Origin of the sequence: Bartonella sp. MU70NMGDW (assembly GCF_042194085.1) — a bacterium.
Classification (GTDB): domain Bacteria; phylum Pseudomonadota; class Alphaproteobacteria; order Rhizobiales; family Rhizobiaceae; genus Bartonella; species Bartonella grahamii.
The window spans coordinates 1-17,581 of the sequence record NZ_JBHIMK010000037.1 but is presented as its reverse complement, the minus strand read 5'-3'; the positions used below and the strand labels follow the sequence as shown (position 1 = coordinate 17,581).

The window sequence follows — 17,581 nt, the reverse complement described above, 5'->3', positions numbered from 1 at the left end:
CCACAAGATAGCCACTACCTCTTTCAGCATTTCTGTGATCTCATTATGAATTATAAAAAAATATCTTAAAATAAAATATCTCACTTTCTAGCTTCTCTCCTTTAAATTATATCATCTTCCCATACACAACTATATTATTTGTATACCTACAACTTATTGAATAAGTGTTATTATTTATCATTTTGCAACTAAGATGAGAGCACTGAATAACTTGAATTTTTCTCATGACCTCTCCTCTTAGAATTGTATTCATCAAAATCATTGGCTTCCCCCTAAGCAAGATAAGTGTGTCGATAAAAACCATTTTTAAAAAGAGTAAAGCACCTAACCGTACCAAGAACTCAGAGCTATCGGAACATTAGAAACTAGCAAAGTGAATGATTGGTGCTGCATCTTTTATATACGTAAAGTAAGTAGTGTACAGCAGATCTTATACCATTGACAGTGACTTTTACCTTATATTCTTTATTGGCACTATCATGAAATTGGCGCAAACACATTGAAAGCTATTCCTTCAAATAAGGATTAGATTCACAATACAATTTTAAGCATTCTATTTTGCATGAGAAACATAATTCCTATTAAAGAATAAAAAACTAAAGTGTGAGACCATGTAACAAATCTCTACTTTTTAAAAGATATTACCGTAGATGGTTTTGAAAGCTGTAAAGCCGAATAAAAAAGTGATGGCAAAACAGGAAACGGTTTTTCAATTTTACAACTTTATATTCTTCCAAAATGAGTTTTTTTCGATTCCAGAAGTGAGGCAAACAAATATATGCTATATGTAATATTTTACTTCCAACTTGCCATATAAAATTTGGAATTGTTCGCACAGTACTGATACATCTAACGCAGATACGTTTTAAGCTTTGTTTTCAATATGCTGCTGCATTAGCACTGGATATTAATTTGCAAGCAACAAAAAAAATACGGACTCTACTATACAAACAATATCACAAAAAACTTTTTGCCTATAAAATGGTACATTTTGTTTATCTTGTGTATTCTTTAGCAAAGTAGTACGTACCAGCTCCCCTCAACAAATTAACGTACCCGCAAGACAAAAATAACTGTCGCAACGACAAGAAGAAAAAAGCCTCCAACAAAAGGAGCACCAGAAAAATAAAACTGTGCATTTTTATCTGTAAAACATTCAAAAAGAAACACATAAAAAACAGAACCAAATATTAAACTTAACGAAATAACAGATGTCATCGCTCCTTGCAGTTCTCCTTGTACATTTGTTGGCACCTGCGCTGAAGCAATAGCGCGTATAGGTGCATGAACAAGATATTCAAGCATTGTACACATACAAACCATATAAACCATCCACCCCTGCGTTGCGAATGTATAGCCTAGCATAGCAACGGAGGCAAACAAAAGCCCCACTATAACAATATGCCAATCACTCCATCGTTTAGAAAAATAAGGCAAAATGAGAGCGACTACAATAAATTGGCCTATCCCAAAAACACTATAGGAGAGCCCAATAGAAAAAGAACTCCAATCATAGCGTTCTTTTGCAATGAAAGCCCAAATACTTAACCATACAGATTCCGCAAACCAATAAAGAAAAAAGACCAATAACACCCAAAGAACCATCGGATATTGTTTCAGGTGCCAAAAAGCACCTAAGGGATTTGCCCGCTTAATATCAAAAAAGCGCCTATTCCACAGAGAAAGAGTTTCTGGAAGCATAAGCCAAGCAAAAATAAAATTAATGAGTGAAAAACCAGCAGCAAAATAAAACGGTATACGCGGACCAAACTGACCTAAAAAACCACCAATAAACGATCCTAAAATAAACCCCAATGCGGATGCAACGCCTAACAGACCAAAATTGCGTGTACGGGTTTTATCATCGGATATATCCGCAAGATAAGCTGTACAAGTTGCAAAACTAGCACCACTCATCCCTGACAAAAGACGCCCGATAAATAACATAGAATAACTCCATGCTATGGCACATATGAGATTATCAAGAGCAAAGCAGATAATAGAGAGCAGCAAAATAGGACGACGACCATAACGATCAGAGAGATTGCCAATAACAGGAGCAAACAAAAACTGCATCACTGAATAAGCTGCAAGTAATTTTCCTCTTTCTACAAAAGATGTACTGACATCTTTTCCAGTTAATTGAGAAAAATATTCAGGCAAAACAGGACAAATAATCGCAATGCCAAGAATATCTAACAATAAAGTGATGAACACTAAAACGAGCCCACGCTGAACAAAATTCGGATTGAGCATTTGGTCTTGCATAACATACACACTATTTTACGCATACAATTACTCCCCCGCTATCTTTTTACTCCCTTTTCCTTTTAAAAGTATTCTATACCATATACTTGTCATATATAAAATAATAGCAAAGTAAAAATTTAAGTAAGAGTCAAGATAAAAATATAAAATTACGTTTTAATTAGTATATCATTGTCAAAGCATAAAAATATTTTTTTGCATTATACGAATAAAATATTTGTGCGACCAACTCATAAACAAAATTTCATGAAACACAGAGCATTTCCAATAGTTTTAGAGACATTATGATGAATTTTATCAGACATCATTTCCCCTTCTCATACCACCGTTTTCAGGAATCTCAATTCCATTTGATACGTTAGATATCCTATAGCAATTGAAACCTTTTAAAAGATAAGTATATTATAGAGAAATATTCTTTAATTCTATAATCTTAGAAACTATTCATATCGCTTGCAATTTGTGTAACCTTAAAAACCATGATTATATCTTTATATTCATTGATGCTCTTAATGATTATATGCTACTGTTAAATCTAATAATGATCGTGATACGCATTTAAAAAATAGCACTTTTAGAAATAGTTAGTCATGAATTGTTAATGCAAAAATGGTGTATAGAATGCGAAAAATATCTCTATTAGTTCTCATTTTAATATTGGTAACAGGATATGATGTTCAGGATTCTGATTCACAAGAGAGTATTTTAGGAAATAAAATAAAAACACAACAAACAAACAACATAAAACTAGATCCTTATACTCTAAATAAACTAAATGCTCTTCTCAAAAAACGTTCAGAAACAAATTATCAGGAAAAAGGGACACTAATTGACTTTCTTTCTGAAGCTTTTTTAGGGACACCTTACCAAGCAAATATGTTACATGGCTCAGAAAAGACACCAGAAAAACTGATTATTGATTTTAGAGGCTTAGATTGCTTCACTTATCTGGATTATGTTGAAGCATTACGCAAATCAACATCCCAAACAGAATTCATAAATAACGTCATAAAAACGCGTTATATTAACGGTAATATTCATTTTTTAAATCGCAAACATTTTTTTACAGACTGGGCTTATAGAGAATATAAACTCGCCACTGATATTACCGCTGAAATAAGTCCCCATGCGGTAAAAATAGAAAAATATCTCAACAAAAAAGCTAATGGTGAAAACTATCTACCTGGGTTGCCAGTTGTGAAACGCACGATAACGTATATCCCAAGTAACTTTATTAATGAGGAGGTTGTAGGTCGTTTACAGTCTGGTGATTTTATTGGTATTTATACGAAACTTGCTGGATTGGATGTAACACATGTGGGCTTCTTTATCATGACAGATAAAGGGCCAATGTTAAGAAATGCTTCTTCACGAAAAGAAAACGAAAAAGTCGTTGATTCTCCTTTTATGGATTATGTTGCAAAAACACCAGGAATCATTGTTTTAAGAGCTCTTTAATAACATCATAGTGATATGAAATATCTTCTCTATTCTTAAAATATATACTGTAGTTATTCAGGTAAACATCTAACTTCGTTCAAGCTATACGGATACAATATATTTTTACAGTTTTTAGAGAAAAAGTCGTTTTGATCTAACTTTGTTTACAGGTATGTAAAAAATCACGGATTTGTGATCACTTTTACTGGTTGAACAATAAAGACAGGCAAAACTCTATTTTAGTATCACGCTTTCCTTTTATATTCTCAACCAAGAATTATCTATAGATTATCACTAATCTGATCTTTACGAATATAGCGCAAAAGACATAGATAAACGTTTGTAAAAATAAGTAAAAGTAACGCCAGATATGTTTTTTTTATCTCATAAAGTATTTTATAAAAATTCGATCTATCTCTCTAATTTATTGCGTATAAATTTTTGACCTTATAGCATTATTTTCCTCATAAAGTCTTTGCGTTTTCTTGTTGTCTATACATTAAAATAACCCTGATGTAGCAGCATATTTATGATTAGAATGCACCAGTACTGTACGCGTCATTGTAAAATTTTTGATGCTAGATTGAAATGAAAATATGAAGGCATCAATTAAAAACCAGTATCTATCTTTAGCATCATTCTTTAATGTGTCCCCTATCCTTCATGCAATAAAGAACATTTAAAACAGAACACATTTTATCGGTAAAACAACACATTTATTAGCAACAATAATGATGATTAATCTATGATCACAAACTTTAAAATTCTACTCATAACTTTTATATAAAATTTATCATTAAACTTATGACGAAAGCTTCATTCCTCCTCGCCCTAAGAAACGAAACATCTACTCCTGACAGTCTGTAAACAATCCGTTCTCTTAAGTGAATTTAAGCGGCTAACCATTTCATGAGATTCACTTACACAAGGATACACCAGCAAGCCCTATTTTGAATATTTACTCCACACTCTAAAAACACTTAATAGATCAAATTTTATATACCCAACCTTAAATAACAGTGTTTTAACGAAATAGAATAAATCTTGCCTTAAATACTCTGTTTAACCTTTTATAATTGATTAATGCAAAAATTAAATCAACGAAAGAGATTCACTGTATTTTCGAGAGGTATGAATCGCCCCATCATAAAAAATAGTCCCCATAACATAGCAGACAATTTGAAAAAATCTTTTTATATAAAAGGGATCACCGTTGTACCGGGAGGCAATTTTGCCTCATCTTCAGGCTCGACATGAATAGAAATACGTACATTATCAAATTCTTGTTGAAGAACACCTTCGATTTTATCACAAATTTTATGTGCTTCTCCTACCTGCATTATAGCAGGCACAACCAAATGAAACTCTATAAAAGTAACCCTCCCAGCAACACGCGTCCGTAAATCATGGACCTCAAGCGCACCCGATGCATTTGCAGAAATCAGCTCCCGAATCCGCATGCTTTCATTCAATTCAACGCCAACGTCCATTAATCCCTGAACAGCATTTCTAATCACCTTCCAGCCCTGTAAGAGAATATTAACGGCAACGATTATCGCTAAAATTGGATCTAAAATTCCCCATCCCCCGATAAAACCAGCAATCAGACCAATTAAAATTGCAAGCGAAGTAAAAACATCCGTTATAAAATGCACTCCATCCGCTTTAAGAGCCGGTGAGCGATGGTGTTTTCCCTGCCAAATAAGAACCATTCCCCACATACAATTTATGACAGTTGCAATAAGATGAATAACAAGCCATACTCCAGGCTTCTGCAATAATTGAACGGTAGAAAGAGCTATCCATGCTTCTCTTAAAATAACAATTGCCGCAATAATAATGAGTATCCCTTCAAGAATGGCGGAAAAATATTCTGCTTTATGATGCCCAAAGGGATGATCCTGATCCGCTGGCTTCATACTCACTTTAACAGCCCACCATGCTGCAAATGACGCAAGAATATTAACTATTGATTCCAATGCATCAGAATAAAGTGCAACCGAATCTGTGATGTGATATGCCCAATATTTCAAAGCAAAAACAATACACGCAATAAAAATAGAGTATAAAGTTAAGCTTTGTATATTGATTTTTACATCCATGAACCTCATCCTTTTCTTCACGAAATAAGGGATTAATATTTTCAACCATATAATTATACTTTTGGCATATCGACAATATTTCCTCAATATTACAGAAGCTTCAGCATACAATAAACGCTTCAAGCTCACATTATTATCGTAAAAACTGCTCAGTTACACGAACAGAATCAATAAAGGAAGAAGAGAGGAACAGAATAAACAAAGAGCTTTCCCAAAAGCAATCAAACACATCACCTTCATTACTAATCGTTTTCTGAATAACTTAAAGCCATCTCACATCTCATAAACAAAAAACTTGTTTTTACTCAAATATACCATGATCATGCATTATTTTTCAGTCTTATAATGTGCATCATAAGCCATCTTTGCAACTTAGAAAAAATATCTTAGCACTCTACTGTAACCTCAGAGGTCAACCGCATTTTAAAATATGATTTACTAAAAAATTGAGATATAAAAAAGAAGAACAATGATTACCCTCAAAAAAAGAATCTGGGCATTGGGGACCCAGATTCTTTTCCCTTAGAAATTAAGGGCATACAGAACTTGGGAAATAGCGGGGACCCAAGACACTGCACCTGATACGAGAAAAAATATATGATTCCGTATCAGTATTTTTATACTATACCTATGGTTGCATATTGTCAACACAAATTCTACCATAAGTTTTAAAATAATGTTTTTTTCTCTCTTTGTTAAAATAAAATAAATTCTAACATCTGGAAATCATAAGAAAAAAGCACTAAAAATCTCTCATGCATTTGAATATCATAACAATCAATGAAACCGATGATCCACGCCTAAAAGCCTATCATAATATCCGTGAAAAAGATCTTGTTGGACGGCAACATCAATTTATTGCTGAAGGCAAAGTAACATTGTCCGCATTACTGCACTCGAAAGAGTTTTCTGCCATCTCACTGCTCATCGTAGAAAACCGTCTCTCTGGACTTCTACCGCTTTTAGAAAAAACACAGCCTCTATGTCCCATTTATTGCGTTCCACAAAAAGTCATGGATAATATCACCGGCTTCCATGTTCATCGTGGTGTCTTGGGTATTGGTAAACGCAAAATACTGCCATCCTTACAAAGTTTTCTACAACATCTTCCAGAAAAAGCTTTGATTCTTGTTTTATGTGGTATCTCGAATCACGATAATATGGGATCAATTTTTCGTAATGCAGCAGCCTTTGCCAGTAATGGTATTATTGTCGACAAAACCTCATGCGATCCACTTTATCGTAAATCAATAAGAGTTTCTGCCGGCGCTGCTTTAAAAGTACCCTATACGCAAAACGCTGATATAAATGACATTATAGCTGCTCTAAACGATGAAAACTTTCATTTTTATGCACTCTCCCCTTCTGCTTCACACACTCTCAAGCAAGCCAACAAAACTAAAAGAATGGCACTTATTTTTGGAACAGAAGGCGATGGCTTACCACCCCATATACTACAACAATCAAAAACCTTACGTATTCCCATGACTGACGGTTTTGACAGCCTTAATGTTGCCACAGCCTCAGGTATTGCACTTGCCCATTTTACCAACTTTGACCACTAAAGATGATAACACTTTAAGTTGTAAAACATATCCGATGTTGTATGTTATCTATCAGTCCCAATAATGTTGCTGTTCCCTAGCATTTGAAAGCATTAATTAAAAAACATTTTTATATTTTTCTTATCGATGCTTTCCGCACCCTAACCCCGCTCATGACGTGCAGAAGACATAATTTTGATGGATCCAATCATTTAAAAACTTTCAATGATAAAATCTTCCGGAAGTCTCTCATTCAAGTTTAAGTTTAAGGTTAAAATTATCATTATAAATCAACTGACTATTTTTTATGAAGCTGTTATTTTAGTTCAGAGGAAACAGAATCTTTTGTTTCGAGATTGCATAAAACGCGCTTCAACATCATTTCAGTATGGGCCGCACGTTCTGAATGTGTTACAAATCCTCCCCCAAGAATACGCGCCTCATGATCATTTCCATCATAAAGAACGCAAGCTTGCCCTGGTGCAACACCATTTTCACATTCCAATAAATCAACGGAAAAAATACCTTCTTTATAATGTAAGCGCGCAAGATGAGGAGGACGCGTTGAACGCACCTTTACAGCTACCTCAATACCTTGAGAAGGAAAATTATCTAACGACTCATCACCAAGCCAATTCACATCACGTAAAAAAAGCTTATGTGTTTCTAACATTTCACGCGGTCCAACAATAACACGTGCATTTTCCACATCGAGATAAACCACATAAAGCGCTTCACCCGTTGATACTCCAATACCACGACGTTGACCAACCGTATAATTAACAATTCCCGAATGTTTACCTAAGATCTTTCCATCAATATGGACAATAACGCCAGGATTAGCTGCTTCTGGACGCAGTTTTGCGATAACATCTGAATATTTTCCTTGTGGAACAAAACAAATATCCTGACTATCATGCTTATTGGCAACCACAAAGCCCATTTCTGCTGCCATTTCACGAACGCGGGTTTTTGGAAGGTCACCAAGTGGAAAACGCAAATAATCAATCTGTTCTTGTGTCGTTGCGAAGAGAAAATAACTCTGATCACGATCATTATCGAGAGGACGAAAGAGTGCTCGATGCGCTCCGTGGGAACGCGAACGAATATAATGCCCCGTAGCCAAAGCATCTGCCCCCAATTCGCGTGCCGTTGCTAATAAATCAGCAAACTTAACCGTTTGATTACACGCAATACATGGTACTGGTGTCTCTCCATGCGCATAGCTTTCTGCAAAAGGATCAATAACAGCTTCGCGAAAACGCTTTTCATAATCAAGAACATAATGCGGTATTCCTAATGTTTCTGCAACGCGGCGTGCATCCTCAATATCTTGTCCTGCACAACACGCCCCCACCCGATGCGTCGCTGCCCCATGATCATAAAGCTGCAACGTAATGCCAATAACATTATACCCTTCCTTTTTCAAAAGACCTGCAACAACCGATGAATCAACCCCTCCCGACATTGCAACAACAATGCGAGAATCCTCAGGTTGTCCTGGTAAATCAAGACTGTTTAAAAACATGTATTCATTCTCTATTTAATGCTCTGTTTAATGTCTACCCATATGTTAACATTTTGATGTACGCTCTTCAGCACTTTTACACGATTGATTGTCTTTATATTGTTTTTTTATCTTTTCCACAACCATAGGCATTACTTTCTTAAAAGCTGCTGCAAACAAAAAAAGAATGATCGAAATAAGGCATAATGGCAATCGTTTGGGAGAAAACCTTTTTGCTCTTTTTAAAATCTGGTAAAATATTGCAAGAAGCTCTTCTACACACTTCACTTAAGTTTCTTTTTACGTGCTCAATCACTTTATTAATTTTTTCTTTCAGCGCGTTTAGCTCTTTTTTAAATTTCATGCTCTATAAACGAATCAAGTCCTTGACTAAAGGTAGAGGATACGAATGACCAATTTGATAAAAACACAAATGAAATATGTTATTGGGCCAGATGGAAGTCCGCTTACAATTGCCGACCTACCGCCGCAAACAACACGACGCTGGGTGATTCGTCGCAAAGCTGAAGTTGTTGCGGCTGTCAGAGGTGGATTGTTAAGTCTTGACGAAGCGTGCCAACGTTATACTTTGACTGTAGAAGAATTTCTTTCATGGCAAAGTTTGATCGATGAACACGGTTTAGCGGGATTACGAACGACCAAGATTCAAAACTACAGGCATTAAGTTGCCCTTGATGACGATTCGATAACATAAAGAAACTTGTAAAACAGCCAAATTTGATAAAAATTTGGCTGTTTTATACTATACCCAAAAGATAAATCTGAAAGAATAGATTTTTCAATAATTGCTTTTATCATCCAACCATTGAATTAGCCAACCATTGAATTAGATTGAATCAAAATATCCTCACCACCCGCAGCAATCTTCTTTTCCCGTGCTTCCAAAAGCTGTGCACGTTGCAGCTCTGTATTAGCTTCATGGAGAGCAATTTCAGCGTTTGTTTTTTGAAGCTGTAAATCACGAATTGAATTGATCAGATTATCACGTCTTTGCCGCGCTGCACGCGCAAAAGCAGAATAAGCAAAATGGTGAACATCATTGTTTCCAGATTTACGTTCTTCATGAGTAATTTGTGCTTCCAGCTCTAACACCATTCGTTCAAACTCTGCGATCATCATCTCAAGCTGTGCAATTTCACGGCGTTTTCCACGCACTTGAAACATCCTCAATCGCACCATATTTTCTCGTGGCTTCATACTCACTACTCCTTGATTGCGCCAACTCAAAACTCGCATTCACACCCAATAAATATCTTTTAGTTATATGTCTATCCGACAAAAACAGTCTATTGACTTGAAATTATAACAATTTTCGCCTTTCATTAAAGCATCTGAACATACAATCTGCTTTAAAGAGCAATAACTATTTCTTTACTTTTCCCCCCATTATAAAATGAAGAGATTTAAAGCTCAGTAAACAAACACTGAAATTGTAAAAAAGTAATTTATAATGCTCTTTTACAAATTTTTTTAAGTTAAAGTTTATAAAAAAAGCCCTTCTTTTTTTATTATGTTAAAAAAATATGCGATTTTTCTAAAATAATTTTGCAGCCTCTTTCAAAAATAAAAATATTTTGTTAACCACTATCATGGATAGTGGGGAATTTAGTAGTGATTGTTACGCGTACTACTGAAATATTCATAAACACTTTGTTATAAGTGTTTGATTTCATGAATTGTTTTTATAACAGTGGTTTTGCTAACTGATTATAAAATAGAAATGCTCCTTATGATTCGTGAAGGAGCGAAGTGAGGGATCTAAAATGCGCGTATTATTAATTGAAGATGATAGAGCAGTTACTCAAAGCATTGAGTTAATGTTAAAGTCAGCTAACTTTAATGTTTATATCACTGATCTGGGTGAAGAAGGTATCGATTTAGGAAAACTCTATGATTATGATATCATTTTGCTTGATCTGAATTTGCCCGATATGTCAGGGTATGATGTCTTGCGGACTCTAAGGTTGGCAAAAATAAAAACTCCTGTCCTGATCCTTTCTGGTATGAATGCCATTGAAGACAAGGTCCGTGGTTTTGGCTTTGGAGCTGACGACTATATGACAAAGCCTTTTCATAAGGATGAGCTCATTGCACGTATCCATGCAGTTGTTCGTCGCTCTAAAGGACATGCACAATCGGTTATTGTTACCGGTGATCTCACTGTCAACCTTGATGCAAAAACCGTCGAAGTTGCAGGGCGCCCCGTTCATTTAACCGGAAAAGAGTATCAAATGCTAGAGCTTCTCTCTTTACGTAAAGGTACCACCCTTACTAAGGAAATGTTTCTCAATCATCTCTATGGTGGAATGGATGAACCAGAACTAAAGATTATCGATGTTTTTATCTGTAAATTGCGGAAAAAATTGGAAGCAGTCTCTTCTAGTGTAAATTACATTGATACAGTTTGGGGACGCGGTTATGTATTACGTGATCCAGTTGAAGAGAACGTACGAAAAACCGCTTAAGCAGTGAACATGCACTTTGTAAAATCTCGGAGTGTGGCGGGCCGAGATTTTTTCCCAAAATCTGTTCTCTGTTAAAAGTAGAAAACTCGCACACCAAAAATTCTCATATAGAAAGCGCTTAAAGCTTAATAAGTAACTATACAGCATTTACACATATAACTCTATTGCTCATATGTTCAATCGAAGCCACTTTTCCCAACACGGCTTAAGCGCTTCTCTCTTATTCAAAGCTTTTTTACACTTTCTAAAACAATACAATGATCATTTTCATCAATATTTATTTTCATCTCTGTCATCTGAGAAAGTAACATTGTGTAATAAAATTGGATGACATGTGCATCAATAAGCTCTTCTTGAACTTCTCCACGAAATAACGCAAGAAAATGAGGGGGTATACGGAGAGTTTTACCGAAAACCTCAAATCGAAAAGAACGTTTATTTTCTTCTTGCAAAATCATAACAACAATTTCACCACCACGAGAAACTGTTGCGTTTGCAATCAATAATAAATTAAGCAAAAGTTTAACTTCATCTTTTGGTAACAATAAAGAAGAAGCTTGCCATTTTAAAGTTGCTTTTTCTTCTTTCATATATTGTTGAGCAACCTGCTCTGCAGCCCGTGTATCTATTTGTCCTCCACTTGCACCAGCAAAACCAAAAGCCAATCGCGCAAATTGTAGACGTGCAGCAGCACTCGCAACGGATAAACGCACCAATTGTAAAGCATCTTCTTCAGCTCCTCCTTCATCATAAAGCTCCATTGCATTTTGAATAGCCCCCACAGGTGAGATCAAATCATGGCAAATACGACTACAAAGCAAAGCAGCAAGATCCGTAGGATTCAAAGAAATATCTAACGTCATAATGATTGAAAACTCCTAGATTCAAAAAAACAAACTTTATTTTAAAGAAAAACTCTTAATATCTGATGCATAATAGAAAACATTAACAATCGTGCTAAAAAAATTTCAGAAATAAATTCAAGAATTTAAATAACCTTATATCTTATTTTTTATTTGAATAGAATGAAAATTCTAATATTATCTTTTTGTTTATCACTAATAAAAGGAGAAAACTTCATGGCTCTCTCTCTGCTCAAATACTGGTACAAAAATATTATATCTTTAATCTTCCTTTTATTCATCACCATAAACACTGCACATGCTCAACTACAACCAATAGAGCAAAACGAACCCCATTATTCACTCCAAGAAATTATTGATTCTGGGCATCTTTTTTTTGGAAAAACAGCCAGTGGTCTGGCTGTTGCAATTCAAAATATTTTTTCACAATACGGTTATCCCAATGCCTATATTTTAGGAGAAGAAGCTTCTGGTGCCTTTTTTGCTGGATTAACCTATGGTGAAGGAAGAGTTTTTACCAAAAGCTATGGTCAACATAAAGTTTTTTGGCAAGGTCCCTCAGTAGGATGGGATTTTGGCGGCCAAGGCTCCCGTTTAATGATCTTAGTTTACAACCTTAATAGCATAAATAATTTATGGAAACGCTATGGTGGTATTTCAGGTTCGGCCTATTTAATTGCAGGTGTTGGTTTTCATGTCCTCAAATACCATAATACCTTGTTAATCCCAATACGTACAGGGATCGGTGCACGCCTTGGTATCAATATAGGATATTTAAAATTAACACCTAGACCGACATGGAATCCGTTTTAAACGTATTCTTATTTGAAATAGGGGTATTATGCTTATTCAATCGTTTATTTTTTTTATTCTTGGAGTTGCTTTCACTTCTTGGGTACTGGTGCTTTTGTCTCCTTTTATTTGGCGTAAAGCCGTTCATTTTGCGTATAAAGATGTTTGTGCGCAAATGCCATTATCACTCGCGGAAATAGAAGCAAATCACGATTTTCTTCGTGCACAACATGCTGTAGAATTAGCAAACAACCAACAAAAGTACGAATTTTTGCAAAAAAAATACGCCCAACAAAAAGTACAACTGAGCCAAATAACAGAACAATTTTATCGGCTATGCCTCCCCACACAAGACACTCTCACTAAAGAAGCGATAGCAATCAAACAAAATATCGCCACAACTTTCAAAGGAAAGAAAAATGATGCGTGAAAAAATCGCACACTATCAGCAACGTTTACAAAAAATCCAAACTTATCAGCTTGACACGACTGCTAACCATCAATTGCTGGAAGAACTCCGTGAAGAAACAAAAGAACTTGCAGCAACATTGGCAGCTCAAATAGCGCTACAAGAGGGAAACACATCACCCATCAATACATTGATTCAAAAATCAAAAAGCAAAAATGACCTCGCATCACGTATTCGCAAAAAAATCACTTGTCTCTCCCAAAACCCCGTTAAATAAGTTATCTTTTAAAACACCTTGAATGAAGAGTAAAATCAACAAAGGTTCATTATAACTTTCATAACCCAAATCCTTTTTATTAAACGTGACTTTCTTGCTAAGCTAAAGGACAAAGTTTCTTAACCCATACCGTTCTGTTAAAAAGCATCTTCTTGTCTAGCAGATTCCACTTGCTAATCATATCACCGCCCTAAAGGACAACATTTCATAGGTCCTAGAAAGCAAATAATACCAAAAACATTGGTCACACACTCTAACAAAAGGTACCTTCTAAGATGAGTCAACAATAGAGCTTTGACCATAATTTTAAGGATAAAAATACGCTCTCAAAAGTGATAAAAATCTCTTATTTTTTGGATAATCATATCCTGATCCGTTTGTGTCAAGTAAGGATGCATTGGTAAACTTAAAACACACTCTCCTAAAGATTCTGAAACAGAAAGGGAATCTTTTACATAAGGAAAGTGTTTATAAGCTGGCTGTTGATGTAAAGGAGTTTTATAATAAATCATTGTAGGGATAGAATTTTTTTGTAAAAAATCTTTTAATTTATCACGTTCTTTTACCTTAATCGTATATTGTGCATAAGCAGAACGAATATTTTCTCCTATTTCTGGAACTGTAACAACATCTCTTAAGCCATTGGAATAGCGTTGAGCAATTTCTACACGCTTTTCCATTTCATCTTCAAAGATCGCAAACTTTTCTAGTAAAATTGCAGCCTGAATGCTATCTAGGCGCGAATTCATACCAATACGTACATTGTCATATTGCGTTTCACCTTTACCATGAAACAAAATAGAGCGTAAAAGTTCTGCAAAATGATCATCATTGGTCATCATAGCGCCTCCATCGCCATAACATCCTAATGGTTTTGCAGGATAAAAACTTGTAGCAGCCACATCACCAAAAGCACCGCACATAGTATTACCGCTTCTTCCACCCATAGATTGAGCAGCATCTTCAATTACAAAAAGATTTTCCTTTGCTGCCACTTGAGCAATTTGCACATAGTCAGCAGAAAGACCAAATAAATCAACGGCAATAATAGCCTTTGGCCTTAGACGTCCCTCTTTTTTTACCATTTCGATAGCGTGAGAAAGTTTTTCAACATCAATATTGAATGTATCAGGTAAAACATCAACAAAAACAGGCTTAGCCCCCACCAAAGCAACCACTTCAGCCGTTGCTGAAAATGTAAAACTAGGACAAAACACAGCATCCCCTGGACCAATATTTTTAGCCATAAGAGGCATCTTCAAAGCATCTGTTCCATTAGCACATGCAATCACATGTTTAACACCAAGATATTCTGCCAATTTCTCTTCAAATTCTGTTACTTCTGGCCCCAAAATATACTTACCACTAGTGACAACATGTGCAATTGCAGAATTAATTTTATCTTCAATACGCGCACGCTGCGCCCCAAGGTCGATGAATTGCATATTAACTCCATTGATCATCACAAGAATGCAAAAGCGCTACCTATCTCTTTTATCTATCATAATTGACACCAGCAGCTGTTAAAATCCGTAAAACCGCAATAGCATCATCACCATTTGTACGAGGTGATTGACGCGTTTCAATACAATGAAGAAAGTGCCGTAATTCGCAAGTAAGCGGCAAATCTTCACAAACATCAATATAATTCAGCTCATCCATGCTAAAAGCCCACTCTTGATTTTCTTTCCAAACGGCAAAATGGTGCATTGCCAATTTACGGCTCCACGGTTCCATATCATCAAAAACGAGCATAGCCTTTGTTCCAACAACAGTTAAACGTCTCTCACGATAAGAACTCAAGCGTGAAGTAAAAAGATGACTACGCACACCATTTGGAAAAGTCATATGAATATGAGAAAAATCAGAAATCTGATCAACGACAGCAGCCCCCTCACCGCGAATTTCGGAAGGTTCACATCCTGTCAACGCCAAAATCATTGAGAGATCATGAGGCGCAAGATCCCATAAAGCATCGCTGTGTGTGTGAAATTTTCCAAAGCCTAATCTATGAGAATAAATATATCGCACATCTCCCACTTCTCCGTTTTTCACCAATTCACACATTTTTTCAAAAGCCGGATGAAAACGTAAAATATGGCCTACCATAAAAACTCGCTCATAAGCCTCAGCCTCCTGAACTTGGCGTTTAGCATCAGAAACATTCAAGGCTATTGGTTTTTCCACTAAAACATCTTTACCATTTTTAACAGCACGGAGCACATTTTGCGTATGCAATTGTGGCGGCAATGCTAATACCAGCGCATCAATATCTCGATGCGTAAAAAGATCATCTGGTGTAACAAGCTCTACACCATACATCGTTGCAAAACTAGCAGCACGATCATTATCAATATCAGAGACTGCTGCCAAAGCCCCGAGAGAATGGAGTGTTCGTATATGATTTTCACCCCAATGACCGCATCCTAAAACCGCTACACGTGGCACCATTTTCATGCCTTACCCTACTTTATCATATAAAATTACACTTTTACATATCGAGGATAAAATAGAATGACAAGAGAAAAGCTTAAAAACGATGCTTGACATCTTACTATTCTACCCCTTATATCCGCAAAAGATGTAATTCTTTACAATTATGATTGCTTATTTTGGCGGAGTAGCTCAGTAGGTTAGAGCAGAGGAATCATAATCCTTGTGTCGGGGGTTCAAATCCCTCCTCCGCTACCATTACTTTTTTTGTTGTTGTAGCTTGCCAGCGGGTTTTGTATATTTTGCCACTAGGTTTTGTACCAATTTATTTTTTTTCAAAGATGTAGCTTGCCAGCGGGTTTTGTATATTTTGCCACTAGGTTTTGTACCAATTTATTTTTTTTCAAAGAGTTTTAAAGTGGTTCTCAAAGGATCTTCAAAGACCTTTCAAAGATCATTTAAAGCCTCTTTTTCTTTTCTGCTCAAAATCACAATTTGAGATGATCAATCAAATTGACTGATAATTTTTCTGTATCCTAAGCACATTATTCAGAACATCATTAAAAAGAAAAGCGTTTAAGGAATTCGGTCAACTTGACCAAATTGCTCTTCAGTCTGCAATTGTGCAATGTTTGCACCATTGCTCCTTTGAGGAATTGGGTAAACATTACCCTATTGCTGTACTCATGCAATTGGATCAACTTGATCCTATTTCTCGTTTTAGCAATTGGGACAAGTTGTCCCTATTCCTCTAAATGCCCTTCATCACCAATCAAAGGGTAAACATTACCCTTTGATTTTCTGTCACTCAGAGGTTTCCTTTTCTCTTGTTTTGTTTCCCTTGTCCGGTGTTTCTAGTGTGATTTCTGTGGTGTATCCGCTTTGTTTCTCATAGCAGTGGGTGACGGTCGCGGCTTTCCATAGACCATTGATTTCGCCTCGAAACCCTTGCAATAAAAGAGGTTGATCCGCCATGATTTCTGGTCGCCCCTCAAGGGTCAAAGAACCACTGCCCACAGCACGACACAACCTGTCCGACTCGGAAGCAGCAGCAGCTCGTGCTTCCTCCTCACAAGTGTAACAAGTCCGCAAACGCCGCACGGGACCGCTAACCCCTGTCTGATGCTTAATGTGGCATTGCTGCCCTTTTGAGCGATCAAAATAAGAAGCTTCAATGGTGCCATATTGCGTACGTGGCTCTAGGGTAAATTCCCAGTTGGAACAGTCGTGTTTATGGATGTCGAGTGCTGGTAAATTGTCACCGCTTAAAAATAAAAACTTATTGTCCTTGATTAAAAAACGTGCCCGCATACGGTCAGCAAGGCGGGTTAAAAAATCAACAGCCGATTGATCTGTACGAATCACATAAGGTAAAGTTTGTTGGGTGAACTGGGGACTGACCTTTGCTTGATAGCCATGGCGTTTAGCGAGTGTCTCAACAATCTCACCAACAGTTTGGT

General features: G+C 36.2%; 14 protein-coding genes, 1 tRNA gene and 1 pseudogene. 8 read left to right on the top strand and 8 right to left on the bottom strand.

Going from position 1 to position 17,581, the window contains the following annotated elements; genetic code table 11:
• Nucleotides 1-1,047 precede the first annotated feature (1,047 nt).
• A complete protein-coding gene (locus ACFIKE_RS05195; protein WP_375648571.1) occupies nt 1,048-2,268 on the bottom strand; it encodes an MFS transporter in 1,221 nt (406 codons plus the stop codon).
• A gap of 621 nt (nt 2,269-2,889) precedes the next feature.
• Between ACFIKE_RS05195 and ACFIKE_RS05190 the strand changes: the two genes are divergently transcribed.
• Nucleotides 2,890-3,726 (top strand): DUF1460 domain-containing protein, encoded by an 837-nt coding sequence (locus ACFIKE_RS05190; protein ID WP_375648570.1) that lies wholly within the window; start codon nt 2,890-2,892, stop codon nt 3,724-3,726.
• A gap of 1,175 nt (nt 3,727-4,901) precedes the next feature.
• Here the strand turns inward: ACFIKE_RS05190 and ACFIKE_RS05185 are convergent.
• Complete coding sequence (locus tag ACFIKE_RS05185) at nt 4,902-5,810, bottom strand: cation diffusion facilitator family transporter (RefSeq protein WP_375626185.1); 909 nt, start codon at nt 5,808-5,810, stop codon at nt 4,902-4,904.
• A 755-nt stretch (nt 5,811-6,565) separates the two neighbouring features.
• Between ACFIKE_RS05185 and ACFIKE_RS05180 the strand changes: the two genes are divergently transcribed.
• A complete protein-coding gene (locus ACFIKE_RS05180) occupies nt 6,566-7,375 on the top strand; it encodes a TrmH family RNA methyltransferase (protein WP_375627021.1) in 810 nt (269 codons plus the stop codon).
• Between the two features lie 295 nt (nt 7,376-7,670).
• Here the strand turns inward: ACFIKE_RS05180 and mnmA are convergent, their stop codons facing one another.
• Entirely contained in the window at nt 7,671-8,882 is a 1,212-nt protein-coding gene (mnmA, locus tag ACFIKE_RS05175; RefSeq protein WP_375648569.1) for a tRNA 2-thiouridine(34) synthase MnmA, read from the bottom strand.
• Nucleotides 8,883-9,270: 388 nt separating this feature from the next.
• On the opposite strand from mnmA, the gene ACFIKE_RS05170 reads away from it, so the two are divergent.
• Nucleotides 9,271-9,546: a DUF1153 domain-containing protein gene (locus ACFIKE_RS05170; protein ID WP_015856675.1), complete on the top strand. Its 276-nt coding sequence runs from the start codon at nt 9,271-9,273 to the stop codon at nt 9,544-9,546.
• Nucleotides 9,547-9,692: 146 nt separating this feature from the next.
• Here ACFIKE_RS05170 and ACFIKE_RS05165 read toward each other — a convergent pair whose 3' ends face one another.
• Complete coding sequence (locus ACFIKE_RS05165) at nt 9,693-10,079, bottom strand: flagellar export protein FliJ (RefSeq protein WP_375626192.1); 387 nt, start codon at nt 10,077-10,079, stop codon at nt 9,693-9,695.
• Between the two features lie 566 nt (nt 10,080-10,645).
• On the opposite strand from ACFIKE_RS05165, the gene ctrA reads away from it, so the two are divergent.
• On the top strand, nt 10,646-11,347 hold the full coding sequence (gene ctrA, locus ACFIKE_RS05160) for a response regulator transcription factor CtrA (protein ID WP_015856677.1): 702 nt from the start codon (nt 10,646-10,648) through the stop codon (nt 11,345-11,347).
• A gap of 224 nt (nt 11,348-11,571) precedes the next feature.
• On the opposite strand, the gene chpT is transcribed toward ctrA, so the two are convergent.
• On the bottom strand, nt 11,572-12,210 hold the full coding sequence (gene chpT / locus ACFIKE_RS05155; protein ID WP_015856678.1) for a histidine phosphotransferase ChpT: 639 nt from the start codon (nt 12,208-12,210) through the stop codon (nt 11,572-11,574).
• 216 nt (nt 12,211-12,426) lie between these two features.
• Between chpT and ACFIKE_RS05150 the strand changes: the two genes are divergently transcribed.
• The 3 genes from ACFIKE_RS05150 to ACFIKE_RS05140 are packed head-to-tail and all read left to right on the top strand — an operon-like array spanning nt 12,427 to nt 13,688.
• Nucleotides 12,427-13,023 carry a DUF1134 domain-containing protein gene (locus tag ACFIKE_RS05150; RefSeq protein WP_375626194.1) on the top strand — a complete coding sequence of 199 codons (597 nt, stop codon included), beginning with the start codon at nt 12,427-12,429 and terminating at the stop codon, nt 13,021-13,023.
• A gap of 28 nt (nt 13,024-13,051) precedes the next feature.
• A complete protein-coding gene (locus ACFIKE_RS05145) occupies nt 13,052-13,432 on the top strand; it encodes a hypothetical protein (protein WP_375627013.1) in 381 nt (126 codons plus the stop codon).
• Nucleotides 13,422-13,688, top strand: a complete 267-nt coding sequence (locus ACFIKE_RS05140; RefSeq protein WP_375626198.1) for a hypothetical protein — start codon at nt 13,422-13,424, stop codon at nt 13,686-13,688. Before ACFIKE_RS05145 ends, ACFIKE_RS05140 begins: the two co-directional genes overlap by 11 nt.
• Nucleotides 13,689-14,014: 326 nt before the next feature.
• Here the strand turns inward: ACFIKE_RS05140 and ACFIKE_RS05135 are convergent, their stop codons facing one another.
• The gene (locus ACFIKE_RS05135; RefSeq protein WP_375648568.1) at nt 14,015-15,133 is read right to left on the bottom strand and encodes a DegT/DnrJ/EryC1/StrS family aminotransferase; all 1,119 of its coding nucleotides are present in this window, start codon (nt 15,131-15,133) and stop codon (nt 14,015-14,017) included.
• Between the two features lie 49 nt (nt 15,134-15,182).
• Nucleotides 15,183-16,139, bottom strand: coding sequence for a Gfo/Idh/MocA family protein (locus ACFIKE_RS05130; RefSeq protein WP_015856681.1), 957 nt, complete (start codon nt 16,137-16,139; stop codon nt 15,183-15,185).
• A gap of 163 nt (nt 16,140-16,302) precedes the next feature.
• On the opposite strand from ACFIKE_RS05130, the gene ACFIKE_RS05125 reads away from it, so the two are divergent.
• Nucleotides 16,303-16,379: transfer RNA gene (locus tag ACFIKE_RS05125), tRNA-Met, on the top strand.
• Nucleotides 16,380-16,925: 546 nt separating this feature from the next.
• On the opposite strand, the pseudogene ACFIKE_RS05120 reads toward ACFIKE_RS05125, so the two are convergent.
• A pseudogene (locus tag ACFIKE_RS05120) lies at nt 16,926-17,581 on the bottom strand (phage late control D family protein); the annotation flags it as partial.